The organism is Variovorax sp. 3319 (assembly GCF_031456585.1).
GTDB lineage: Bacteria > Pseudomonadota > Gammaproteobacteria > Burkholderiales > Burkholderiaceae_C > Variovorax > Variovorax paradoxus_P.
Window position 1 is genome coordinate 288,941 of sequence record NZ_JAVDUZ010000006.1, and the last position, 21,208, is coordinate 310,148.

The following is a 21,208-nucleotide window of genomic DNA, read 5'->3' on the forward strand; positions in this document are numbered from 1 at the left end:
TGTGATTTACCAACGTTGCTTGTCGAGGGAAGGGGTGTCGCCAATGGCAGGAAAGCGCTTGATCACGCAATCCGGTTCGGCGCCGCCAGCGCTTGCGAGCGCGGCCAGCGAATGACCGGCGGCACGGGGCCGCGCGGGGGAAAACTGCTTTTGACGCAGGCCGTCGCGCTGCTGGCGCAGTGCGAAAGATGGGCTGTTGAGTGCTGTCATGCCTGTACAGGGGCAAACCCTGTGCCAGGTAGAAAAAACCCTTTCAGATCAACAACTTGGAGCGATCTGAACGTGGTTTTCGGGGTTGGAGTCGGCTGGAAGGCCCCGAAACCCCTGTTTTTGTCGCCGAATCCCGACAAGCCTTGTGTGCTGGTGGGAAACGGCCTTTTAAATCAATGACTTAGCAGCGTCGCTACTCGGCGACAGGCTCGCTGCCCGGAGCGACAGCGTCGGCCTTGAAGTGCCCGGGAGTGAGCTCATGCTTCTGCAGCAGGCGGTAGAACTCCGTGCGGTTCCGGTCGGCCAGCCGGGCCGCGTCGGCCACATTGCCGTCGGTGAGCTTCAGCAGCCCGACCAGGTAGTCGCGCTCGAAGCGTTGCTTGGCCTCGGCATAGGTCTGTACCTCGACCGTCGGCACGCGCAGCGCCCGCTGCACCAGCGCCAGCGGAATGAGCGGTGAACTCGACAGCGCGCAGACCTGTTCCACCACGTTGTAGAGCTGCCGCACGTTGCCGGGCCAGGCGGCGGTGGCCAGCGCCTTCAGCGCCTCGGGCGCGAAGCCCGAAAGCCGTTTGCCGTACTTGGTCGACAGCTTCTGCAGGAAGTGGTTGGCCAGGAGCGGGATGTCCTCGCGCCGGGCCGACAGCGGTGGCAGCGTGAGCGTGACGACGTTCAGGCGGTAATAAAGGTCTTCGCGGAACTGGCCCGCCTCCATGGCCGCGTCCAGGTCTCGGTGGGTGGCAGAGATGATGCGCACGTCGACCTCGATCGACTGGCTGGCGCCGAGCGGCCGCACCGCGCGCTCCTGCAGTACGCGCAGCAGCTTGACCTGCAGCGCGGGCGGCATGTCTCCAATTTCGTCGAGCAGCAGCGTGCCGCCGTCCGCCTGCTGGAACAGGCCCTTGTGGTTGGCATGGGCGTCTGTGAAGGCGCCCTTCATGTGGCCGAACAGTTCGGACTCGAGCAGCGCCTCGGGGATGGCGCCGCAATTGACAGCCACGAAGGGCTTGTCAGCGCGTGCACTCGCACGGTGAATGGCGCGGGCCAGCAGCTCCTTGCCGGCGCCGCTGTCGCCGCGCAAAAGCACCGAGGCGTCCGACTTGGCGACCATGCGCGCCTCGGCCAGCAACTCGGACATGCGATTGCTGCGGCTCACGATTTCAGCGCGCCAGCTTTCGTCGCCCGCCTTGGCGGGTGTGCTTGCAGGCGCGCCGAGCGCCAGCGCCTGGGCAATCTTGTCGAGCAACTCGCGGCCGTCGTAGGGCTTGGTGAGATAGGTGAAAACGCCGCGCGCCGTGGCCTCGACCGCATCGGGAATGGTGCCGTGGGCGGTGAGCAGGATTACCGGCAGCGAGGGATGGCGCTTCCTGATTTCGTCGAACAGCTGGAGCCCGTCGCGTCCCGGCAGCCGCACATCGCTGAGCACGAGTTGCGGATGCTCGATCTCCAATTGCGTCAGCGCGGTTTCGGCCGACGTAACAGCCGTGACCTGGTAGCCGACCGAACTCAGACGCATCGAGAGCAGCCGCAGCATGTCCGGATCGTCGTCCACCACCAGCAGGCGCGCACCGGTTGTGCTCATCGATGGAATTCCTTCTGCAACCGCTGGATTTTCATGGGCTGGGCTTGGTGCCGTTGGGTGGGGGCAGGGTGGGCGCCGGCGCGTTTGGCCGCGCAAAGCTGCGTTCGATCGCGCGCAGCGCTTCGATGCGATCGTTCAACTGGTCGATGCGGCGCTGGCTCTCGCGCAGCTGCTGCACCTGCTTGTCGCGGTCGTCTTCAACGCGGCGCTGCTCCACATAGCGCGCGGCCAATGCGCGTGCAAGCGGCTGCAGGGGCTGCGCCTCGGGCGAGGGGTTGGACGCCACGCGCTGCATCAGGCCCAGGGCACGCGCCAGGTCGGCCGGCACGCGCGTCTGGGCAAGCAGCAGCGCCAATTGCATCTGCGCGCTGGGCGAATCGCCCGGATCGCCGGCACGGGTGATTTCAGCCGTCAGCTCGGCACCCCCCAGCGGGCGGACCTTGTCGGCATACGCCAGCATGGCCGCCACGGGGCCTTGAGTCATCAGTGTGAACAGTGATGCCGGCTGCGTGGCGGGCGCCGTGGGCTCGGCCTCCACGGGCATCACGCGCGGCACCGTGGGCGGCGGCGGCAGTGCGTTGGCCTCGGCGGGCGGCTCGGGCTGCGTCGCGCAGGCGGCCAGCAGCAGGACGAAAGGCACGGCCACCGCCCCGGAGAAGGTCGAACTGCGGACGAACGAGAAAGACATGGGTCGGCGGAAAAAAGACAAGAGGCAGTATTTCAGGTGGATGCCCGAAGGCTTCACGATGGATTCGCGACGGGTTCTGGAGGCTGGATCCGGGTTCAGGCCGTACGCGGCAGTTCGATGCGAAAGCGCGCGCCAGGCCCGCTGGGCTGCAGAGTGATGCGGCCCCCATGGGCAGCAATGTACTCCTGCACGATGGAAAGCCCGATGCCGGTGCCCTTGACCGCGTGCTCGGGCTGGCGTTCGCCCCTGTAAAACGGTTCGAAAATACGGTCGCGGTCGCCTTCGGCAATACCTGGGCCCGCATCATTGACATCGATGCAGGCCGAATCCGGCGTGCTCGACACCACGATATTGATGACTCCGCCGCGCGCCGAATAGCGAATGGCGTTGGAGAGCAGGTTGGCAATGGCGGTGCCAAGTTTGGTGCGGTCGACCGTCACCGTGAGCGGTTCGCCCTCGGCGCGCACGCGCAAGCCGTGCGCTTGCCACTGCAGGCGCTGCGCCTCGATCTGTTCTTCGATCAGCGGCAGCAGCTCGGTGCGCTCGCGCCGCAGCTCGCGGGCCTCGAAGGCCGCGGCGTTGAACCGCAGCAGCGCTTCGATCTGGCCTTGCAGAGACACAGTGTTCTGGTTCAGGATTTGCGCAACTTCCAACTGGGCCGGATTGAGCGGGCCAGTCACCCCGTCTTCGAGCAGCGACACACCCTCCCTCAGCGCGGCGAGCGGTGTCTTGAGTTCGTGCGACACGTGGCGCAGAAAGCGCGCCTTGTCTGCGTCCAGCTCAGTAAGGCGCAAGCGCAGCCATTCAAGTTGCTGCGACACGCGCCGGATGTCGGCCGGGCCGCGAATGTCGATCGGTTCGTCGAGCCGGTTTTGTCCAAGGCCGACGATGGCATGCTCGAGCCGCTTGAACGGGCGCGCAAGCCAGATACCGAAAGCCAGCGCCAGCGAAACCGCAAGCACGCTGGCCGCCACCACTTCGCGCATCAGGCGGCGGCGTGCGTTCTCGATGCGCTTGGCCAGCGCGTCGTTCTGTGTCTCGATCAGGAACTGCGCCTGCTGCGCAAGGTTGGTGTTCAGCGAATCGAGTTCGCGGAACTGCATGGCCATGGTGCTTTCTCGCGCGAGAGCGCTGTCCGGGCTTCCGCTCATCAGGCCTTCGATCACGCCGAGCTGGGCGCGCCACATTTCGATGCCTGCGGGCGCAAGGCCGTTGTTTTCGAGCCGCTCGAGCACCTGGTGCGCCTCGCGCGCGGCATCGTCGAAACGGCGGCGCAGCACCGCGTCGTTCAGCACCAGCGACTGGCGCCCGGCGCGCTCCATGGCTGCGCTGCGCTCGGCCAATGACTGGGCCGCGCCCGAGAGCCGCAGTGCACGGGCGGCTGCGTCGCGGCTCTGGCTCATGAGCGCGTCGTACTGGAAAACCGATCGCAGTACCACGCCCACCAGCAGGGCGGTGATGAGCAGGAATGCAAAAAGAAGGAGCTGCTGGAACGAGCCCCGCGTCGATGGCCGCTTCGCCATCAGGCGGCGAGCGCGGCCGGAGCCGGCGCCGTCGTCGACGATTCGCGCGTGGCCACTTCGCCGCGCAGCGTGTAGGCGAGTGAACGCGTGATGCGCAGGTCGGCCATCTGGCCGACGAGCCGCGCGTCGCCTTCGAAGTTGACGACGCGGTTGCATTCGGTGCGGCCCATCAGCTCGTTCGCGTCCTTGCGCGAAGCCCCTTCGACCAGCACGCGCTGCGTGGTGCCCACGAGCGCATCGCCAAAGCGGCGGACATTGCCGTCGATCACGCGCTGCAAGGTTTGCAGGCGCGCGAGCTTCACCGCATGGGGTGTGTCGTCGTGCAGCGCCGCGGCGGGCGTGCCGGGGCGCGGGCTGAAGATGAAGCTGAAGCTGTTGTCGAACTGGCAGTCGTCGATCAGCTTCATCATCTTGGCAAAGTCTTCATCGGTCTCGCCGGGAAAGCCGACGATGAAGTCGCTGGAGAGCGCAAGCTCGGGCCGGATGGCGCGCAGCTTGCGCACCGTGCTCTTGTATTCCATGGCGGTGTAGCCGCGCTTCATGGCCATCAGGATGCGGTCGCTGCCGTGCTGCACGGGCAGGTGCAGGTGGCTAACGAGCTGCGGCACCTTGGCGTAGGCCTCGATGAGCCGCGGCGTGAACTCGTTCGGATGGCTGGTCGTGTAGCGAATGCGCTCGATGCCGGGGATCTCCGCGACGTATTCGATGAGTAGCGCAAAGTCGGCAATCTCGGCCGTATCGCCCATGCGGCCGCGGTAGGCGTTCACGTTCTGCCCCAGCAGCGTGACCTCGCGCACGCCCTGGTCGGCCAGCCCTGCAATCTCCACCAGCACGTCGTCCAGCGGGCGGTTCACTTCTTCGCCGCGGGTGTAGGGCACCACGCAGTAGCTGCAATACTTGGAGCAGCCTTCCATGATCGACACGAACGCCGTCGCGCCCTCCACCCGAGCAGGCGGCAGGTGATCGAACTTCTCGATTTCGGGAAAGCTGATGTCCACCTGCGGGCGGTCGAGCCGCTCGCGGTCTTTCAGCATTTCGGGCAGGCGGTGCAGCGTTTGCGGCCCGAAGACGATGTCGACGTAGGGCGCGCGCGCAATGATGGCCTCGCCCTCCTGGCTGGCCACGCAGCCGCCCACGCCGATCTTCACGCCCTTGGCTTTCAGGTGCTTCACGCGGCCGAGGTCGGAGAACACTTTTTCCTGGGCTTTTTCGCGTACCGAGCATGTGTTGAACAGGATCAGGTCGGCTTCGTCCACGTTCTGGGTGGGTTCGTAGCCCTGCGCGGCGTTCAGCACATCGGCCATCTTGTCCGAGTCGTACTCGTTCATCTGGCAGCCGAAGGTTTTGATAAAGACTTTTTTGCTCATGGAGTGCTCTCTTGGCCCTCCCGAGCGGGAAGGCGAAACGCAGGGTGCTCGTGCGGCGCCCTGCAGCACAGCGGGCGAGGGCCCGCTGGCATTTTTATTGCGTATTGAGGGTGTCGTTCGTGGTGAACGGCCAGATGTTCAAGAACGGCTTGTCGAGCGATTCGCGCCTGGCAACGGCTTCGTCGGGCGTCAGGATCCAGACCTCGCGCAAAAGGCCTGCCGAGTCGCGCGTGTAGTTGACCAGGAATTTCTGGCCGGTGATGGCACCCGACGTGACCAGCATGTTCTGCGCGCTGCGGATGCGTCCGCCGGGCGCCATGCGGTCGGGCTTGCCGTCGAGTTCGACATCGACCCCGTCGATCACCATGAACTTGCCGCGCAGCGTGCCGACCGGGAACGTACGGCCGCCTACCAACGACTCGTTCTGGGTCTGCGGCCGGGGCACGTCGGACTGGGCCGCGGCGTCAACGGAAAAAACGCTTGCAGCTACTGTGCAAAGCGCTATGAAAGTGAGAGCATTCGTGGGTTTCTTGCAGCGGTTCATGGGGTATATCCAGAGGCTGTGGAGCGGCGATTTTAGCGGGGGTGCTGAATCCGCCTTGCGCTTGCCACAGCGGGTTGTGCACGGGCCATTGCGTTGCCGCTTTACTTATCTTTACGGAAGCCGTCGACACTGTGAACTGGCCGCTGATCCAATAGCCGCTGTCAGCCCAAAGTGCACAAAAAATCCATGAAGAAAAAACTCGTCTTCGCCCTTGCAGGTGTGTTGATCGTAGCCGCCGCAGGATGGTGGTGGAGCGGATCCGGCGATCGGCTTGCCGGGGGCAATGCCAAGCCCGCCGCGGGCGCCAAGGGCTCAGCACCTGCCGACGGGGCGCCGGCCGCGCTTGTGACGCTCGCAACCGCCGTGCGGCAGGACGTGCCGGTCACGGTGCAGGTCAACGGCAGCGTGGTATCGCTCAACAGCGTCGACCTTCGGCCACAGGTAACCAACACTGTGGCGGCCGTGCACGTAAAGGAAGGACAGTTCGTCAAGGAAGGCCAGTTGCTCTTTACGCTGGACGACCGCAACGACCAGGCCAACCTGGCCCGCGCCCGCGCGCAGCAAAAGCGCGACGAGGCCACCCTGGCCGACCTGGAGCGCCAATACAAGCGCAGCCAGGAACTGCTGGCGCAAAACTTCATTTCCAAGAGCGCCAGCGACGCCACGCTGTCGCAACTCGAGGCGCAACGCGCCGCCGTGGCCGCCGACCGCGCCGCAGTACAGTCGGCGCAAGTGGCGCTCGGCTATGCCACGCTGCGCGCGCCCATTGCGGGGCGTATCGGCGCCGTCAACATCTATCCCGGCACGCTGGTGCAGCCCACGCTCTCGCTGGTCACCATCACGCAGCTCGATCCCATTGCGGTGAGCTTCCCCGTGCCCGAGGCCAATCTGCAAGACTTGCTTGCCGCCGCGCGCAGCCGGGCCAGGGTCGAGGCCCTTGTTACCGGGCGCCGCGAGCCACTGAGCGGCGTGCTCAACTTCGTCGACAACACGGTCGATCCCCAGATCGGCACCGTGCGCGCAAAGGCAGTGTTCGACAACGCCGATCAAAGCCTGTGGCCCGGCCAATTCGTCGGCACGCGCATCACCGTGCGCACGCTGGCCGGCGCCACGGTGGTGCCTGCCGCGGCGCTCATGATGCTGACGGACGGTGCTTCGCTCTACGTGGTCGACAAGGCAGGCGTTGCCGCCCGCCGCAAGGTCCAGGTGCTCTATACCTTCGGAACGAAGGCCGCTGTGAACGGTGTAGAGCCCGGTGAGCAGGTGGTCATCGAGGGCAGCCAGAACGTGCGCCCGGGCGGCAAGGTCCGCATCGACGCAAAGGCCGCGCCGGCAGGCACGACCGGAGTTACGCCCGGCAGTGCGGCCTCGTCGGACACCAAGACCCCGCGGGAACGCGCATGAACATCTCGGAGCTGTGCATCCGTCGTCCCGCCATGACGGTGCTTTTGTCGGCCGCCGTGGTGGTGGCGGGTATCTTTGCGTATCTCAGCATTCCGGTGGCCGCGCTGCCGAGCTACAACACCCCGGTCATCAACGTCAACGCCCAGTTGCCCGGCGCAAGCCCGGACACCATGGCTTCGTCGGTCGCGCTGCCGCTCGAAAAGCAGTTCTCGACCATTCCGGGCCTGCAGACCATCAGCTCGGTCAACACGCAGGGCGTGAGCTCGATCACGCTCGAGTTCGTGAGCAGCCGCGACATCGATGCCGCCGCCGTCGACGTGCAAGCTGCATTGCTGCGCGCCCAGCGCCAGCTGCCGCAAGAGCTGACACAGTTGCCTTCGTACCGCAAGGTGAACCCGGCCGATGCGCCGGTGCTGTTCATCGCGCTCATTTCGCCGTCGATGAACCCGTCGGAGCTCAACGACTACGCCGAGAACCTGATCTCGCCCACGCTTTCCACCATCGATGGCGTGGCGCAGGTGGCCGTGTACGGCCGCAAGGCATTCGCGGTGCGCATCAAGGCCAATGCCGACTTGCTCAACGCGCGCAACATCACGCTCGACGAGCTTGCCAGGGCGGTGAATTCGGCCAATGCCAACACGCCGGTCGGCACGCTCGACGGCCCGCGCCAAACGCTCACCATCCAGGCCAACCGGCAGCTCACCAAGGCAGAAGACTTTGCCAAGCTCATCATCGGGCAGCGCAATGGTGCGCCGGTTCGGCTCGACGAGGTGGCCACCATTGAAGACAGCTTCGAGTCGGTCAAGACCGCCAGCAGCTTCAACGGCCAGAGCTCCATATCGCTGGCCGTGCAGCGCCAGCCCAACGCCAACACGGTGGAGGTGGTGGACGCGGTGCGCGCGCTCATACCGCGCTTCAAGGCAGAGCTGCCGCAATCGGTCGAGATCCACATGGTGAACGACCGCTCGCTGTCCATCCGCGAGGCGGTGCACGACGTGCAGCTCACGCTGCTGGGCACCATTGCGCTCGTGGTGCTGGTGATCTTCCTGTTCCTGCACCGGCTGGTGGCCACGCTCATTCCGGCGGCCACCATTCCCATTTCGCTGATTGGTGCGGTGGCCCTGCTCTACGCCTTCGGCTACAGCCTGGACAACGTGTCCCTGCTCGGCATCACGCTGGCGGTGGGCCTGGTGGTGGACGACGCCATCGTGGTGCTCGAAAACATCATGCGCTACGTCGAAAAAGGCATGGAACCGTTCGCGGCGGCGCAACGCGGGGCGCGCGAAGTGGGCTTCACCATCATCTCGATCTCGATCTCGCTGGTGGCGGTGTTCATTCCCATCTTCTTCATGCCCGGCGTGATCGGCCTGCTGTTCCACGAGTTCGCGGTGGTGGTGGCCCTGGCCGTGCTGGTGTCGGCCGTGGTGTCGCTCACGCTGGTGCCAATGCTCGCGAGCCGGCTGCTCAAGCATGTGCCGCGCCCTGAAGGCGCCATCGACCACGAAGAAGAGCATCCGGAACCCGGCACCGCCATCGGCCGTGCCTTCGAGCGCGGCTACCGCTGGGTGCACGGCACCTACATGCGAACGCTCGACTGGACACTCGGCCATCGCACGCTGATGCTGCTGATGGCCGGCGCCACCTTCGTTGTCACGGCCTGGTTGTTCATTTCCATCCCGAAGGGGTTCTTTCCCGAAGAAGACATCGGGCAGATCCAGATCACCACCGAAGCGGCCGAGGACATTTCATTCACCGCCATGAACGCGCTGCAAGAGCGCGTGGCCGCTTCGCTCCAGGCCGACCCCAGCGTTGCCTACGTGAGCTCGTTCGTCGGCGTCGGCGGCCCGACCGCCACCCAGAACTCCGGCCGTCTTTTTGCCGTGCTCAAGCCGCGCAGCGAGCGCCCCAAGATGGCCAAGGTGCTCGAATCGCTGCGCCAGCGCTTCCGTGAGATTCCGGGCATTGCGGTCTACATGCAGCCGGTGCAAAACCTGCGCCTGGGCGGCCGCCAGAGCAAGGCGCGCTTCCAGTACACGCTGCAAAGCGTGAACGCTGGCGAAATGGTGCCATGGTCCACGCGGCTCATGGAGCGCATGCGCGCCGACCCGGTCTTCCGCGACGTGACCAGCGACTCGCAGAATCGCGGCCTGCAGGCCACGCTCGAAATCGATCGCGACAAGGCCGGCGTGCTCGGCGTTGCAGTGGGCGACCTGCGCCTGGCGCTCTACAACGCCTATGGCGACCGGCAGATCGGCAGCATCTACGGCGCGAGCAACACCTACCAGGTGATTCTTTCGGCCGCGGACAGCGACCGGCAGTTCGAAGACGATGTTTCGCGCCTCTCGGTGCGCAGCACCACGGGCCGGCTGGTGCCGCTATCGGCCTTTTCAACCGTCAAGCGCACGGTGGGTCCGACCTCGGTCAACCACCAGGGCCAACTGCAGGCGGTGACCGTGTCGTTCAACCTTGCGCCTGACGTGCCGCTGGGCAACGCAACTGCGAAGATCGACCAGTTCAAGGAAGAGCTGAAGATGCCGCAGTCGATCATCACCACCTATGGCGGCGATGCGGCGGTGTTCCAGAGTTCGCAATCGAGCCAGGCCGTGCTGCTGGTGCTGGCCGTGCTGGTCATCTACGTGCTGCTGGGCGTGCTGTACGAAAGCTACATCCACCCGCTGACCATCCTGGCCGGGCTACCGTCCGCGGCCGTGGGCGCGTTGATCTCGCTGAAGATATTCGGCTTCGACCTGACGCTGATCGCGACCATCGGCATCCTGCTCTTGATCGGCATCGTCAAGAAGAACGCGATCATGATGATCGACTTTGCACTCGACGCCCAGCGCACCGAAGGCATGAAGCCGGTCGACGCCATCCGCGAAGCCTGCCGGCTGCGCTTCCGACCCATTCTCATGACCACGCTGGCAGCACTGATGGGCGCGCTGCCGCTGGCGCTGGGGCTGGGTGCCGGCGCCGAGTTGCGCCAGCCGCTCGGCGTGGCCGTGGTGGGCGGGCTGATCTTCTCGCAGGTGATCACGCTCTACATCACCCCTGCGATCTACCTGGCGCTCGACCGCTACAGCGGCACCGGGCCAATGGTCGAGCTGCCGGGCGAGGCAAAGGCCGAGGCCGCCGCGGCGCACACGACCGCGTCGCACGCCTAGGTTGTCGTTTCGTCCAGAACGTCGTCGTCCGCTGCCAGGTGGGCGGTGTCGCTCCAGCCGACCAGGCTGAAGCCCTCCGGTGTCCAGAGCATGCGGTTGATGGCCGCATTGCCGAGCTGCCAGGTGCGCGGCGCCTGCAGCTCCTGCCGGGTGGCGGCGCGGTAGAGCACGTCCATCACTCCGCCATGCGCCACCAGCGTGACCAGCTGGCCCGGATGGCGCGCGGCAAGTGCCGATGCAATGCGCGTCACGCGGTCGCGAAAAACCAGCAGGCTTTCGCCGCCTTCAGGCTCGAACTCGGGATCGCGCTCGCGCCAGCGCCTGGCCTGCTCAGGGAGCGTTGCCTCTATTTCGGCAAAGCTCATGCCCTCGAACCGGCCGAAGGCGCGTTCGCGCAGGCCCGGCTCGGGCAGCACGGTGAGCCCGTGGGGTTTTGCGATTTCCTGCGCGGTCTGCCAGGCGCGCGACAAGTCGCTTGCATAGATCACGCCGATGTCTTCGTCGGCCAGCGCCTGCCCCACGCGCTTGGCCTGCCACAAGCCGGTGGCGTTGAGCCCGATGTCGAGCTGGCCCTGGATGCGCGTATCGACATTCCAGGCGGTTTCGCCATGGCGAACGGCAATCAGGCGGGTAATTTCTTCCATCCGGCGGGATTCTAGAAGCGCGCTATTTCCTGGCTGGCCGCAACTCGATATTCACCCGGCGCTCGCCCTGCGGCGGGTTCGGAAATCCCTGCAGCGCGGCATCGAACATCACGGGCAGGATGGCCGCGCTCGCGTTGTACGGTCCGTCGTTGCGGGCCCGCGTTTCATAGACCACCCGGTTCGAGCCGATGTCGCGCAGCACGATGCTCACCTCGCGCTCGTACCAGGGGTTGGCAGCCGGTGGCATGAAACCCGGGCCGCCGTACCAGCCCCCGCCGTACCAGCGGCGTGCATAGCCGTGATAACCGTAGCCGCCATATCCCCATGGGCCATCGAAGAGCCACGGGTCGGCCCAGGGCGAAAGCCCGAGCGTGACGCGCGCGCCAATCTGCGCGCTGTAGGTCGGGCGGGCATCGTCGCGGCGCAAGCCCACTTTTTCGAGAGCCGCCGCAGCCATTGCCTCCAGCGACTCCTGCCGGGCGGCGTCGGCCTGCTGCGACGGCAGGCGCTCGAAGCGGTAGGTTGCGCCGGATGGCACCGCGCCAATCGAGGAAAAGCTCTTCACATCGCTGTCGACCACCCAGGAGGTGGCGCAGCCGCTCAGTGTTGCTGCTAAAAAGAGAGCAAAGAACGCACGTTTCATGAGGGTCTCCGGGCTCCGCGGCCCAAAATTCCCCTGGGTTGCCGGGTCAGCCCTGAAGAATGCGAAGGGCTGCGGGTGCCTGGGAGAGCAAGTCGAAGGAGGGCGCGTCGAACGCCTTGTCGCCGTCTTCGTCGGCCACGCCCGTCGCCTTCAGACCCTTGAAGTCGTGCCGCGTTCCGTCCAGCAGGTGCGAAGGCACCACGTTCTGCAGCGCGGTAAACATGTTCTCCACCCGGCCTGGGTGCTTCTTGTCCCATTCACGCAGCATTTCGCCGACCTGCTTGCGTTGCAGGTTTTCCTGGCTGCCGCACAGGGTGCACGGAATGATCGGAAATTCGCGGTGCTGCGCCCAGCGCACCAGGTCTTTCTCGGCCACGTAGGCGAGCGGCCGAATGACGATGTGCTTGCCGTCGTCGCTCACCAGCTTGGGCGGCATGCTCTTGAGCTTGCCCGCAAAAAACATGTTGAGAAAGAAGGTCTGCAGCATGTCGTCGCGGTGGTGCCCCAGTGCCACCTTGGTGGCGCCGAGCTCGTCCGCCACGCGGTACAAAATGCCGCGCCGCAGGCGGCTGCACAGCCCGCAGGTGGTCTTGCCTTCAGGAATCACGCGCTTGACGATGCTGTAGGTGTCCTGGTTCTCGATGTGAAAGTCCACGCCAAGCTCGCTCAGGTACTTGGGCAGCACTTCTTCCGGAAAGCCGGGCTGCTTCTGGTCGAGGTTCACCGCGACGATGTCGAAGTGAATCGGCGCGCGGGCCTTGAGCTTGAGCAGGATGTCCAGCATGGCGTAGCTGTCCTTCCCGCCCGACACGCACACCATGACCTTGTCGCCCTCTTCGATCATGTTGTAGTCGACGATGGCGCGCCCCACCTCGCGGCACAGGCGCTTTTCGAGCTTGTGCGTTTCGCGCTCGATCTTCAGGGAATTGGTGGCGGCGGCGCCGGCGACGGGCGCCTCGTCGATCCAGACGGCGTTCATTGGTGGGCTACTTCAGTCAAAACGAGGGGAAGACCCCCGATTTTGCCTTGGATCACCATTCCCCGGCTTCGATGCGGATAGCCACCTCGCAGTCGTCGAAGATTTCGAGCTTGGCAATCTTCACCCGCACGCCCCGCACCCCGGGCAGCTGCAGCAGCCGCTGCGCGAGCTTGCCAATGAGGCTTTCGAGCAGGTTCACATGCTCGGCGGTGCACTCGTCGATGATGATGCGGCGCACCTTGCGGTAGTCGAGCACATGAAAGATGTCGTCGTCCTGCGGCAGCAGCGGCTGCGGGCCGAGGTTGAGCTCGGCGTCGACCAGGATCGGCTGGGGTGCCCGTTTTTCCTGCTCGAGGATGCCAAGGTTGGCGTCGAAGCGCAGCCCCTGGAGGGTGAGTGTCTGGTGGCCGTGCGGTATGGAGGACATGGTGTTTTCCGGGTGCTCACATGAGCGAGAAATCGCGCTCGAATCTCATCAGGTGCTGGCCGCCGTCCACCAGCAGCGTGGTGCCGGTGATCGAGTTGTTTTCCAGCGCAAATTTCACCGTGGCCACCACATCGGCCGGCGTGGACGAGCGGCCCAGCGGCGACAGCTTGTGCAGTTGCGCAAACTTTTCGTCGTCCAGCATGTGGCTCGAAAGCGTGAGGCCGGGTGCCACGCCGACCACTCGCACCCGCGGTGCAAGCGCCAGCGCCAGCATGGGCGTGGCGGCCTCCAGCGCGGCCTTGGAAAGCGTGTAGCTCAGAAAGTCGGGGTTGGGATTCCAGAGCTTCTGGTCGAGCATATGCACCACCGCACCTTGCGCGTCTCGCAGCGCCAGGTGGTCGCGTAGCGCCTGCGCCAGCAGAATGGCCGCGCCCGTGTTGCTGCGGGCATGGCGCTCCATGAGCGCATAGCTGAAGCTGGCGGCGTCGTCATGTTCGAAGAGCGCCGCGCTGTGGACCACCGCATCGACCCCGCCGAAATGTGCCGCCACGCGCGGCAGCAGGGCACGGGTGGCGCCCTCGTCGAGCAGGTCGGCTTCGAAAACCGCCGAGTTGCCCGAAAGGCCCGCGCATTCGGCGGACGTTTGCTCGGCCTCCGCGCGTGAGCTGCGGTAGTGCACCGCCACCTGCCAGCCCCCCGCAGCAAGCGCCAGCGCAATCTCGCGGCCCAGCCGGCGGCCCGCACCCGTGACAAGGACGGTGCGGGGGCCTGAGGAAAGCGGTGCTGTGCTCATGCGGGCAGAGAAGGGAGAATCGGGGGGTGACGACAAAGACGACGAACAGTTTACCCATCGCCCTCGACACCCTGATCGCCCGCGCCGTGGAGCGCGCCGGTGGCTGGATCGGGTTCGACCGCTTCATGGCGCTGGCCCTGTATGCCCCGGGGTTGGGCTACTACGCCAACACCTCGGCCAAGTTCGGCCACATGCCGTCCTCGGGCAGCGACTTTGTGACCGCCCCCGAACTCACACCCATGTTCGGCCAGGCGCTTGCCGCGCAGGTGGCCGAGGCGCTGCAGAAGACCGGCACCGACACGGTCTGGGAATTCGGCGCCGGCTCCGGCGCCCTGGCCGTGCAGTTGCTGCACGCATTGGACGAAATCGGCCGCAGCGACGTGCGCTATCGCATCGTCGATCTTTCGGGCACTTTGCGCGAACGCCAGCAACAGGCGCTTGTGCGCTATGCGGACCGCGTCGATTGGCTGGGCGAGTTGCCGGAGTCGATGCAAGGCGTGGTGATTGGCAACGAGGTGCTCGATGCAATGCCGGTGCAATTGCTGACGCGCGTGGGCGGCCGGTGGTTCGAGCGCGGCATCGTGCGCAATGCGCAAGGCACGGGCTGGACCTGGGCCGACCGCACCACCGCGTTGCGGCCGCCGCTGGAGGTGCCCGGCGAGCACGACTACCTGACCGAAATCCATCCCCAGGCCGAGGCTTTTGTGGCGACCCTGGCAGACCGCCTGACCAAGGGCGCGGCCTTTTTTATCGACTACGGTTTTCCGGAGCGCGAGTACTACCACCCGCAGCGCCACATGGGAACCGTGATGTGCCACCGCGCGCACCAGGCCGATGGCGATCCGCTGTCCGACGTGGGCTACAAGGACATCACCGCGCACGTCAACTTCACGGGCATCGCGCTTGCGGGGCAAGAAGCGGGGCTCGAAGTGCTGGGCTATACCAGCCAGGCCCGGTTTCTACTGAACTGCGGGTTGCTGGCGAGGATGGAGCAGGGCTCTGCTGCGGAGAGGGGAATGGCGGCTCGGCTCATTCATGAGCATGAGATGGGGGAGCTGTTCAAGGTTGTGGGGTTTGCTGTGGGGGAGGCCTGGGAGGCGATGGGGTTTGGGGAGGGGGATCGGAGTCATACGCTCTGAGTCTTTGAAGCTGCTGCTGGCTTGGTTTGGGTTCCGGGGCCGGGATTCCGCCCGGCGGCGGACTCACTTTCTTTTGCTTCGCCAAAAGAAAGTAAGCAAAGAAAAGGCGACCCCACTGTCTGCGACCCCTGCGCTACGCTACGGGGCAACCTGCGGTGCTCAGGTTTCGCGGGGTCCGCAGAACTCGCTTCGCTCAAACAGCTGCGGCCCTGATCCGCGAAACCCTCCGCTCCTCGGCGCATACAGAGGGGAGTGCAGCCCATCCGGGCCTTTGCTTCGCTCGGCCAACAGGCCACTGCGGCTGCGCGCCGCAGTGGTTGGCGTTGGCTGTTGGACTTGGGGCCGAGCGAGAGCGAAGGCTGCCCGCTCCCAGCCCCTTCTGTATGCGCCGAGGAGCGCAGATGGAGGCGGGATCAGGGCCGCAGCTGTTTGAGCGAAGCGAGTTCTGCGGACCCCCGCCGGAGTCGAGCACCGCAGGTTGCCCGTAGCGCAGCGAAGGGACGCAGACAGTAGGGGTCGCCTTTCTTTGCTTACTTTCTTTGGCGAAGCAAAGAAAGTGAGTCGCCCGCCGGGGCGAAACCCGGCCCCGGAACTCAAAAAAACCATAAATAAGTTACCAACAAAGAGTTCGTTGAACAAACACCCCTTCACGCCTACATTGGCGAAATGACCCCCGCCTCACAGCACTTCGAAGTCCGCCCCTTCAACGCCCCCGTAGGCGCCGAAATCATCGGCCTGGACATCTCAAAGCCCATCGACAACGAAGACTTCAAGCGCATCCACCAAGCGCACCTCGACCACCACGTCCTGGTCTTCCGCAACCAACAAATCACCCCTCAAGAGCACATCGATTTCAGCCGCCGTTTCGGCCCGCTGGAAATCCACGTGCTCCACCAGTTCCACCTGAAGAACCACCCCGAGATCCTGATCGTCTCCAACATCAAGGAAAACGGCGAACCCATCGGCCTGGGCGACGCGGGCGCCTACTGGCACTCGGACATTTCGTACAAGCCCCAGCCGAGCCTCGGCTCCCTGCTGCATGCGCAAGAGCTGCCGAGCGAAGGCGGCGACACGCTCTTTGCCGACCAGCACCTCGCATGGGAAGCTCTAAGTCCGCAGCTGCAGCAGCGCATCCTCCCGCTCAAGGCCGAGCACAGCTATCTCGCAAAATACGAAGAGCTGCGCGCCAAAAACCCATGGCGGCCCAAGCTCTCGCAGGCACAGATCGACCAGGTGGCCCCCGCGGTGCAGCCGGTGGTGCGCACGCACCCGGAAACGGGTCGCAAGGCGCTGTTCGTCAGCGAGCATTTCACGACGCGCATCGTCGGCCTGCCGCAGGAAGAAAGCGATGCGTTGCTGGCCGAACTGTTCGCGCACAGCGTGAAGCCCGAGTTCGTGTACCGCCACCAATGGGCGCCGTACGACCTGGTGTTCTGGGACAACCGATCGCTCATGCACCTTGCGGCCGGCACGCCCGACCACCTGCGGCGGCGCCTCAATCGCACCACCATCGTGGGCGACACGCCTTTCTGACGGCGCGCCGCCGGATCAGCCGGTGCCCGTCCTGGCAGGGCCCTTGCGCAGCGTGCGCAGCTCGGCTTTCAGGAACTCGTTGGCGTCCTTCAGCGAACCATTCGGCATCTTGACCTGGTAGGCCTTGCCCGTCATTTCAGAGCGGGAGGCGCAGCGGTCGATGAAGTCTTCCGCCGTGGCGATCTCGTCTTTGAAGTGATCGAACTTGGCCTGCATGTGCTTGGCGGCGTCGTCTGCATCGTGTTCCTTGCCGTTGCGCATGAAGGTGACGGTCTTCATCTGCGAGACGCGCTGGATCAGCGTGTCGATGAGCTTCTGCTCCGACGCGGAAGGGGCGGCCTGGGCCAGCACGGCCATGGAGCCGAACAGAAGCGCCAGCAATGCGGCGCGCAAGAATCGAATGGGGGCCATGCAGTGGTCCGGTGGTCAAGGCGGGTAGTTGCGGACCATGCTAGGCCGCCAACCCCTGGCGTGTCAAACCGGCCCCGGCTCGGGTCTAATCGCAGTTTTGGCACGCGTCACTTCCCTCATGAGCTCCCCGACCCCCGATCTCCTGTCGATTGCCAATGCGCTGGCCGATGCAGCCGCCGCGCAATCGATGCGCTATTTCCGCACGCCGCTCGACATCATCACCAAGGCGGACGAAAGCCCCGTCACGCTCGCAGACCGCGCCGCCGAAACGGCCATGCGCGAGATTCTTGGCGCCCGTGCGCCAGCGGATGGCATCTATGGCGAAGAACACGGCCTGGAGCGGCTCGACGCCGAGCGCGTCTGGGTGCTCGACCCGATCGACGGCACGCGCAGCTTCATTACGGGTTCACCGCTCTGGGGCACGCTGATCGGCGTGCTGCAAGGCGGGCGCGTGGCGCTGGGCATGATCGACATGCCGGTATTGAAGGAGCGCTGGATCGGCCAGGCCGGCAAGGGCGCGACGCGCGACGGCCAACCGGTGCATGCCAGCGGCTGCATTGACGTGGCCAAGGCGCGCATCGTCACCACCTCGCCCGACATCTTTGCGCCGGCCGACTGGCAGGCCTTCGACCGGCTCAGCCGCCAATGCGCAATGCGCCGTTTTGGCGGCGACTGCTACGGCTATGCACAACTGGCGGGTGGCACCATCGATCTGGTGGTGGAAACCGGGCTGCAGCCCTACGACTACCTGGGCCCGGCGGGTGTGATCGAGGCTGCGGGCGGCGTCATCACCGACTGGCAGGGCCGACCGCTGGGGCTGGAGTCCGACGGCAGGGTCATCGCGGCCGCAACGCCCGAACTTCACCGACAAGCCATGGGTGCCCTTGCGGCCTAGACTGTCCCCATGATCCGCTGGCTGATCGTCGTTGTCCTGGCTCTGGTGCTCATGAGCGGCCTCACGGCCTGGCTGCGCCGGTTCGGTTTTGGGCGATTGCCTGGCGACTTCGAATTCCGCGCTTTCGGCCGGGAGTGGCAATTGCCCATCTCCAGCACGCTGGTGCTCAGCATGATTGCCGCGCTGGTTGCTCGCCTGATCTAGCGCAGCCGGAGAAACCCAAGAACCGAAAAGAAAGAGAAGAACCACGCGATGAGAGCCTGCGTTGACATCGGCGGCACCAAGGTGGCCGTGAGCCTTTCCGCATCGAGCGATGCGCCGCTGATCGGCCGCCGCAGCGAACCGACGGCCAAGACCGGCGACAACGATGCCGTGGCCGTGCAGATCATCCGGATGATCGAAGAGATTTGCGCCGAGCAGGGCATTGCCTCCACCGCCATCGACCGCGTCGGCGTGTCATCGGCGGGGCCTTTCGAGCTGCGCGACGGCTTGGTCGAACTGGCCACGCCCAATATCTGCGGCGGCATTGCCGGCCCGGCGCGCGGCTTGCCAAACAACTGGATGACCGCGCTCATCGAGGCACCGCTGGCCAAGCGCTTCGGCAGCGTGCGGGTCGAGAACGACGCCGTGGCGGCCCTCGAGGCCGAGCGCCACTGGGGCGCGCTGAAGGGCCTGGACCACTGCGCCTACGTCACCTGGAGCACCGGCGTGGGCGTGGGCCTGTGCGTCGACGGCCGTCCTCTGCGTGGCAAGAACGGCAACGCCGGCCACGCGGGCCACAGCTTCGTGGTCGACGACGCAAGCGGCGCGCTTTGCGGCTGCGGCAATCTTGGCGACGTGGAGGCGCTGGTGGCGGGCAACTCCATTGCGCGCCGTTTCGGGCAGCCTGCGCCCGACCTGTTCGCCGCTGCTTCGGCGGGCGAGCCGCACGCCAGCGAGATCGTCGATGCGCTGTGCCGAGTCATCGGCCGCATGCTCTACAACCTGGTGGCCACGCTCGATCTGCAGCGCATCAGCCTGGGCGGCAGCGTGTTCTGGCATCACCGCGACTTTCTGCTGCCGCGCCTGCAGGCGCAGATCGACGGCAAGCTGCCGCCGCTAACGCGCGGCGTGATGCTGGTGCCCGCGGGGCTCGGCGAGAAGGTTGGCGACTACGCCGCCCTGGCACTGCTCGACTGAAGCCGGCGCACCTCGGCCGGGCGGGCATGTGCCGGCGCCGCCGGCATGCTGTGCCCGGCCGGCTGGGCCTTTTCCATCGCGCTGGCGCCGCGGCCCAGCGTTTCGATGATCTGCCCCAGGCGGCGCAGCCCGGCATCGATCGCCTCGCCATAGGGCCAGCCGCAGTTGATGCGCAGGTAATGGTCGAACCGCGACGAGTTCGAGAACAGCGTGCCGGGCGCCACCACGATCCGTTCCGCAAGCGCCGCGTCGAAAACCCGGGACGAACAAAGGCGCTCCGGCAGCTCGACCCACAGCTGCAATCCGCCGGGCGGCAGGTTGATGCGCGTGCCCGCGGGAAAGTAGCTGGCAATGGCATCGGCCGTCTGCTCGCGCTGCGCCTTCAGGCAAGTGCGCAGGTGCCGCAGGTGGCGGTCGTAGGCGCCGGTGCCCATGAACAGGCCGGCCGCGCTTTGCGAAAGCCCTTCGTTGTTGCGCGTTTGCGCAAACTTGAGCATTTCGACCCGCGCCTGCCAGCGCCCCGCCGTGATCCAGCCCAGCCGAAGGCCGGGCGCGAGGATCTTGTGCAGCGAGGCGCAATGGATCACGTTGCCGCTGGTGTCCCACGACTTGAGCGCGCGCGGCGGCGTCGGGGCGTCGACGAGCTCGCTGTAGGTGTCGTCCTCGATCAGCGGAATGGCGTGCCGCTCGCACAACTGCGCGAGCCGCGCCTTGTGGGCGTCGGGCATCACACTGCCTAGCGGGTTCTGCAGGTGCGGCACCACCACCACGGCCTTGATGTTGTCGTAGGTGCTGATTGCGAGCTCCAGCGCCTCTATGGAAATGCCGGTTTGCGGGCTGGTCGGGATTTCGAGCGCGCGCATGCCCAGGCTCTCGAGCACCTGCAGCAGCCCATAGAAAGTGGGTGACTCCACCGCCACGGTGTCGCCCGGCTGCGCCACCGCACGCAACGCGAGGTTCAGCGCCTCGATGCAGCCGTTGGTCACCAGGATGTCTTCGGGCGAAATGGCCATGCCCACGCGCAGGCTGCGCTGGGCGAGCACTTCGCGGAACTGGCGCTGCCCCTTCAGCTGCGCCGCGACCGTCAGCAGCTCCGGTTGCTGGCGCAGCATGCGCGTCATTGCATTGCGCAGCGCCTCGGCGGGGTACAGCTCGGGTGCGCCGCGCGCAATCGAGAGGTTGAGCTTTTCAGGGATCTGCCGGCGGCGGGCCACGAAATCGGAAACCTTGGCATGAATGCCCACGTACTGCGCCGGATCGGGCGGCACCCCGGCCGCGGGCTCCTCCATGGGCGCAATGGCCAGCCGCTTGGGCCGGCGCACGAAGTAGCCCGAGCGGTCGCGCGCCTCGACCCATCCATCGCTCTCCATGGTGCGGCACAGCTGCAGCGCGGTCGAAAGGCTGATGTCGTGCAGGCGCATGAGGCTGCGCAGCGACGGCAGCTTGTCGCCCTGCTTGAGCGAGCCGGTGTGGATTGCGTCCACGTAGTGTGCTGCGAGCTGGCGGTAGAGCGGTAGCGAATCCATGGCGTTGATGCTCCCCCTATCGGGCATCTCAAAACAGATGCAGATGCGAAGGAAAACGACCATAACAGATGCGCAGGGGCAACTGCTGTTCCGGTGCGAATCGCCTTGGCGTGTGCCTGTTTTCAGCAGGCGTTAATTCCTACGATGACCACACCAACTCCGGAAGCCACGCCATGTCCCCCGTTACCCTCGACCGACTGCCCGATACCGTCACGCTGCACCCGGGGCAGGCCTTGCGCACCTCGCTCGACCCCGCCAGCTGGCTCGAAATGCTGGAGGGCTGCGCACAGCTCGTGTCGCCGCCCTCATGGTTCGGCGACACGGTGTTTACGGTGAAGACGGTGCTGAACGATGGCGACGTGCATCGCCTGGAGCGCGGCGGCTGGATTGAACTGTCGGCGCTCACGCCGGTGCGGCTGCGCGTGCACGCCCCGCAACAGGCGGCTGTTGCGCCGGCGGCCTCCCGGCCCGTGGAAACGCGGCCGGAAACGTGGGCGGACACGCGGCCGGTGATGCGGCTGGTGAGGCTCCTCACCGGAACCTAGCCAGCCGTTCTCGTT

The 21,208-nt window shown here is 65.8% G+C and carries 21 protein-coding genes; 8 read left to right on the forward strand and 13 right to left on the reverse strand.

What is annotated here, in order from left to right:
* Positions 1-6: 6 nt before the first annotated feature.
* The 6 genes from J2X67_RS14690 to J2X67_RS14715 form a co-directional block, all read right to left on the reverse strand.
* Positions 7-210, reverse strand: a complete 204-nt coding sequence (locus J2X67_RS14690) for a hypothetical protein (protein ID WP_157612076.1) — start codon at positions 208-210, stop codon at positions 7-9.
* 193 nt (positions 211-403) lie between these two features.
* Entirely contained in the window at positions 404-1,792 is a 1,389-nt protein-coding gene (locus J2X67_RS14695) for a sigma 54-interacting transcriptional regulator (RefSeq protein ID WP_281147962.1), read from the reverse strand.
* Between the two features lie 31 nt (positions 1,793-1,823).
* A complete protein-coding gene (locus J2X67_RS14700) occupies positions 1,824-2,480 on the reverse strand; it encodes a hypothetical protein (protein ID WP_309954020.1) in 657 nt (218 codons plus the stop codon).
* A 95-nt stretch (positions 2,481-2,575) separates the two neighbouring features.
* Positions 2,576-4,003: an ATP-binding protein gene (locus J2X67_RS14705; RefSeq protein ID WP_309954021.1), complete on the reverse strand. Its 1,428-nt coding sequence runs from the start codon at positions 4,001-4,003 to the stop codon at positions 2,576-2,578.
* Positions 4,003-5,370, reverse strand: a complete 1,368-nt coding sequence (miaB, locus tag J2X67_RS14710; RefSeq protein WP_309954022.1) for a tRNA (N6-isopentenyl adenosine(37)-C2)-methylthiotransferase MiaB — start codon at positions 5,368-5,370, stop codon at positions 4,003-4,005. Before miaB ends, J2X67_RS14705 begins: the two co-directional genes overlap by 1 nt.
* Positions 5,371-5,464: 94 nt before the next feature.
* Positions 5,465-5,914 (reverse strand): hypothetical protein, encoded by a 450-nt coding sequence (locus J2X67_RS14715; protein WP_309954023.1) that lies wholly within the window; start codon positions 5,912-5,914, stop codon positions 5,465-5,467.
* Between the two features lie 186 nt (positions 5,915-6,100).
* Here J2X67_RS14715 and J2X67_RS14720 point away from each other — a divergent pair, with 186 nt between their 5' ends.
* Positions 6,101-7,318, forward strand: coding sequence for an efflux RND transporter periplasmic adaptor subunit (locus J2X67_RS14720; RefSeq protein WP_309954024.1), 1,218 nt, complete (start codon positions 6,101-6,103; stop codon positions 7,316-7,318).
* Positions 7,315-10,479 carry an efflux RND transporter permease subunit gene (locus tag J2X67_RS14725; protein WP_309954025.1) on the forward strand — a complete coding sequence of 1,055 codons (3,165 nt, stop codon included), beginning with the start codon at positions 7,315-7,317 and terminating at the stop codon, positions 10,477-10,479. Before J2X67_RS14720 ends, J2X67_RS14725 begins: the two co-directional genes overlap by 4 nt.
* On the opposite strand, the gene J2X67_RS14730 is transcribed toward J2X67_RS14725, so the two are convergent.
* From J2X67_RS14730 to J2X67_RS14750, 5 genes are read right to left on the reverse strand one after another with little or no spacing between them, the layout of a single operon-like run.
* A complete protein-coding gene (locus J2X67_RS14730) occupies positions 10,476-11,123 on the reverse strand; it encodes a histidine phosphatase family protein (RefSeq protein ID WP_309954026.1) in 648 nt (215 codons plus the stop codon). The genes J2X67_RS14725 and J2X67_RS14730 overlap by 4 nt on opposite strands.
* A 22-nt stretch (positions 11,124-11,145) precedes the next feature.
* Positions 11,146-11,766 carry a DUF4136 domain-containing protein gene (locus J2X67_RS14735; RefSeq protein WP_309954027.1) on the reverse strand — a complete coding sequence of 207 codons (621 nt, stop codon included), beginning with the start codon at positions 11,764-11,766 and terminating at the stop codon, positions 11,146-11,148.
* A gap of 46 nt (positions 11,767-11,812) precedes the next feature.
* On the reverse strand, positions 11,813-12,745 hold the full coding sequence (ttcA, locus tag J2X67_RS14740) for a tRNA 2-thiocytidine(32) synthetase TtcA (RefSeq protein ID WP_309954028.1): 933 nt from the start codon (positions 12,743-12,745) through the stop codon (positions 11,813-11,815).
* 52 nt (positions 12,746-12,797) lie between these two features.
* Positions 12,798-13,172 carry a dihydroneopterin aldolase gene (locus J2X67_RS14745; protein WP_126747977.1) on the reverse strand — a complete coding sequence of 125 codons (375 nt, stop codon included), beginning with the start codon at positions 13,170-13,172 and terminating at the stop codon, positions 12,798-12,800.
* A gap of 16 nt (positions 13,173-13,188) precedes the next feature.
* Positions 13,189-13,965, reverse strand: a complete 777-nt coding sequence (locus J2X67_RS14750) for an SDR family oxidoreductase (RefSeq protein WP_309954029.1) — start codon at positions 13,963-13,965, stop codon at positions 13,189-13,191.
* A gap of 26 nt (positions 13,966-13,991) precedes the next feature.
* Here J2X67_RS14750 and J2X67_RS14755 point away from each other — a divergent pair, with 26 nt between their 5' ends.
* A complete protein-coding gene (locus J2X67_RS14755; RefSeq protein ID WP_309954030.1) occupies positions 13,992-15,104 on the forward strand; it encodes an SAM-dependent methyltransferase in 1,113 nt (370 codons plus the stop codon).
* Positions 15,105-15,770: 666 nt separating this feature from the next.
* A complete protein-coding gene (locus J2X67_RS14760; protein ID WP_309954031.1) occupies positions 15,771-16,637 on the forward strand; it encodes a TauD/TfdA family dioxygenase in 867 nt (288 codons plus the stop codon).
* 15 nt (positions 16,638-16,652) lie between these two features.
* On the opposite strand, the gene J2X67_RS14765 is transcribed toward J2X67_RS14760, so the two are convergent.
* Positions 16,653-17,048 (reverse strand): DUF5329 family protein, encoded by a 396-nt coding sequence (locus tag J2X67_RS14765; protein WP_309954032.1) that lies wholly within the window; start codon positions 17,046-17,048, stop codon positions 16,653-16,655.
* Positions 17,049-17,166: 118 nt separating this feature from the next.
* Between J2X67_RS14765 and hisN the strand changes: the two genes are divergently transcribed.
* Genes hisN through J2X67_RS14780 form a run of 3 tightly spaced genes read left to right on the forward strand, consistent with a single transcriptional unit; the run spans position 17,167 to position 19,122 of the window.
* A complete protein-coding gene (gene hisN / locus J2X67_RS14770) occupies positions 17,167-17,943 on the forward strand; it encodes a histidinol-phosphatase (RefSeq protein ID WP_309954033.1) in 777 nt (258 codons plus the stop codon).
* A 9-nt stretch (positions 17,944-17,952) separates the two neighbouring features.
* On the forward strand, positions 17,953-18,147 hold the full coding sequence (locus J2X67_RS14775; RefSeq protein ID WP_309954034.1) for a DUF2905 domain-containing protein: 195 nt from the start codon (positions 17,953-17,955) through the stop codon (positions 18,145-18,147).
* A gap of 48 nt (positions 18,148-18,195) precedes the next feature.
* Positions 18,196-19,122: an ROK family protein gene (locus J2X67_RS14780; protein ID WP_309954035.1), complete on the forward strand. Its 927-nt coding sequence runs from the start codon at positions 18,196-18,198 to the stop codon at positions 19,120-19,122.
* On the opposite strand, the gene J2X67_RS14785 is transcribed toward J2X67_RS14780, so the two are convergent.
* Positions 19,095-20,648 carry a PLP-dependent aminotransferase family protein gene (locus J2X67_RS14785; RefSeq protein ID WP_309954036.1) on the reverse strand — a complete coding sequence of 518 codons (1,554 nt, stop codon included), beginning with the start codon at positions 20,646-20,648 and terminating at the stop codon, positions 19,095-19,097. The two genes, J2X67_RS14780 and J2X67_RS14785, sit on opposite strands and share 28 nt — an antisense overlap.
* A gap of 173 nt (positions 20,649-20,821) precedes the next feature.
* On the opposite strand from J2X67_RS14785, the gene J2X67_RS14790 reads away from it, so the two are divergent.
* Positions 20,822-21,193, forward strand: coding sequence for a hypothetical protein (locus J2X67_RS14790; RefSeq protein ID WP_309954037.1), 372 nt, complete (start codon positions 20,822-20,824; stop codon positions 21,191-21,193).
* The last annotated feature ends 15 nt before the right edge of the window (positions 21,194-21,208 follow it).

What these genes read in the sequence shown, in the direction of transcription:
- J2X67_RS14695 (WP_281147962.1), bottom strand. Translation starts at nt 1,792, where the DNA reads ATGAGCACAACCGGTGCGCGCCTGCTGGTGGTGGACGACGATCCGGAC.
- J2X67_RS14715 (WP_309954023.1), bottom strand. Translation starts at nt 5,914, where the DNA reads ATGAACCGCTGCAAGAAACCCACGAATGCTCTCACTTTCATAGCGCTT.
- J2X67_RS14690 (WP_157612076.1), bottom strand. Translation starts at nt 210, where the DNA reads ATGACAGCACTCAACAGCCCATCTTTCGCACTGCGCCAGCAGCGCGAC.
- J2X67_RS14745 (WP_126747977.1), bottom strand. Translation starts at nt 13,172, where the DNA reads ATGTCCTCCATACCGCACGGCCACCAGACACTCACCCTCCAGGGGCTG.
- ttcA (WP_309954028.1), bottom strand. Translation starts at nt 12,745, where the DNA reads ATGAACGCCGTCTGGATCGACGAGGCGCCCGTCGCCGGCGCCGCCGCC.
- miaB (WP_309954022.1), bottom strand. Translation starts at nt 5,370, where the DNA reads ATGAGCAAAAAAGTCTTTATCAAAACCTTCGGCTGCCAGATGAACGAG.
- J2X67_RS14775 (WP_309954034.1), top strand. Translation starts at nt 17,953, where the DNA reads ATGATCCGCTGGCTGATCGTCGTTGTCCTGGCTCTGGTGCTCATGAGC.
- J2X67_RS14790 (WP_309954037.1), top strand. Translation starts at nt 20,822, where the DNA reads ATGTCCCCCGTTACCCTCGACCGACTGCCCGATACCGTCACGCTGCAC.
- J2X67_RS14720 (WP_309954024.1), top strand. Translation starts at nt 6,101, where the DNA reads ATGAAGAAAAAACTCGTCTTCGCCCTTGCAGGTGTGTTGATCGTAGCC.
- J2X67_RS14780 (WP_309954035.1), top strand. Translation starts at nt 18,196, where the DNA reads ATGAGAGCCTGCGTTGACATCGGCGGCACCAAGGTGGCCGTGAGCCTT.
- J2X67_RS14765 (WP_309954032.1), bottom strand. Translation starts at nt 17,048, where the DNA reads ATGGCCCCCATTCGATTCTTGCGCGCCGCATTGCTGGCGCTTCTGTTC.
- J2X67_RS14700 (WP_309954020.1), bottom strand. Translation starts at nt 2,480, where the DNA reads ATGTCTTTCTCGTTCGTCCGCAGTTCGACCTTCTCCGGGGCGGTGGCC.
- J2X67_RS14750 (WP_309954029.1), bottom strand. Translation starts at nt 13,965, where the DNA reads ATGAGCACAGCACCGCTTTCCTCAGGCCCCCGCACCGTCCTTGTCACG.
- J2X67_RS14730 (WP_309954026.1), bottom strand. Translation starts at nt 11,123, where the DNA reads ATGGAAGAAATTACCCGCCTGATTGCCGTTCGCCATGGCGAAACCGCC.
- J2X67_RS14705 (WP_309954021.1), bottom strand. Translation starts at nt 4,003, where the DNA reads ATGGCGAAGCGGCCATCGACGCGGGGCTCGTTCCAGCAGCTCCTTCTT.
- J2X67_RS14785 (WP_309954036.1), bottom strand. Translation starts at nt 20,648, where the DNA reads ATGGATTCGCTACCGCTCTACCGCCAGCTCGCAGCACACTACGTGGAC.
- J2X67_RS14725 (WP_309954025.1), top strand. Translation starts at nt 7,315, where the DNA reads ATGAACATCTCGGAGCTGTGCATCCGTCGTCCCGCCATGACGGTGCTT.
- hisN (WP_309954033.1), top strand. Translation starts at nt 17,167, where the DNA reads ATGAGCTCCCCGACCCCCGATCTCCTGTCGATTGCCAATGCGCTGGCC.
- J2X67_RS14760 (WP_309954031.1), top strand. Translation starts at nt 15,771, where the DNA reads ATGACCCCCGCCTCACAGCACTTCGAAGTCCGCCCCTTCAACGCCCCC.
- J2X67_RS14735 (WP_309954027.1), bottom strand. Translation starts at nt 11,766, where the DNA reads ATGAAACGTGCGTTCTTTGCTCTCTTTTTAGCAGCAACACTGAGCGGC.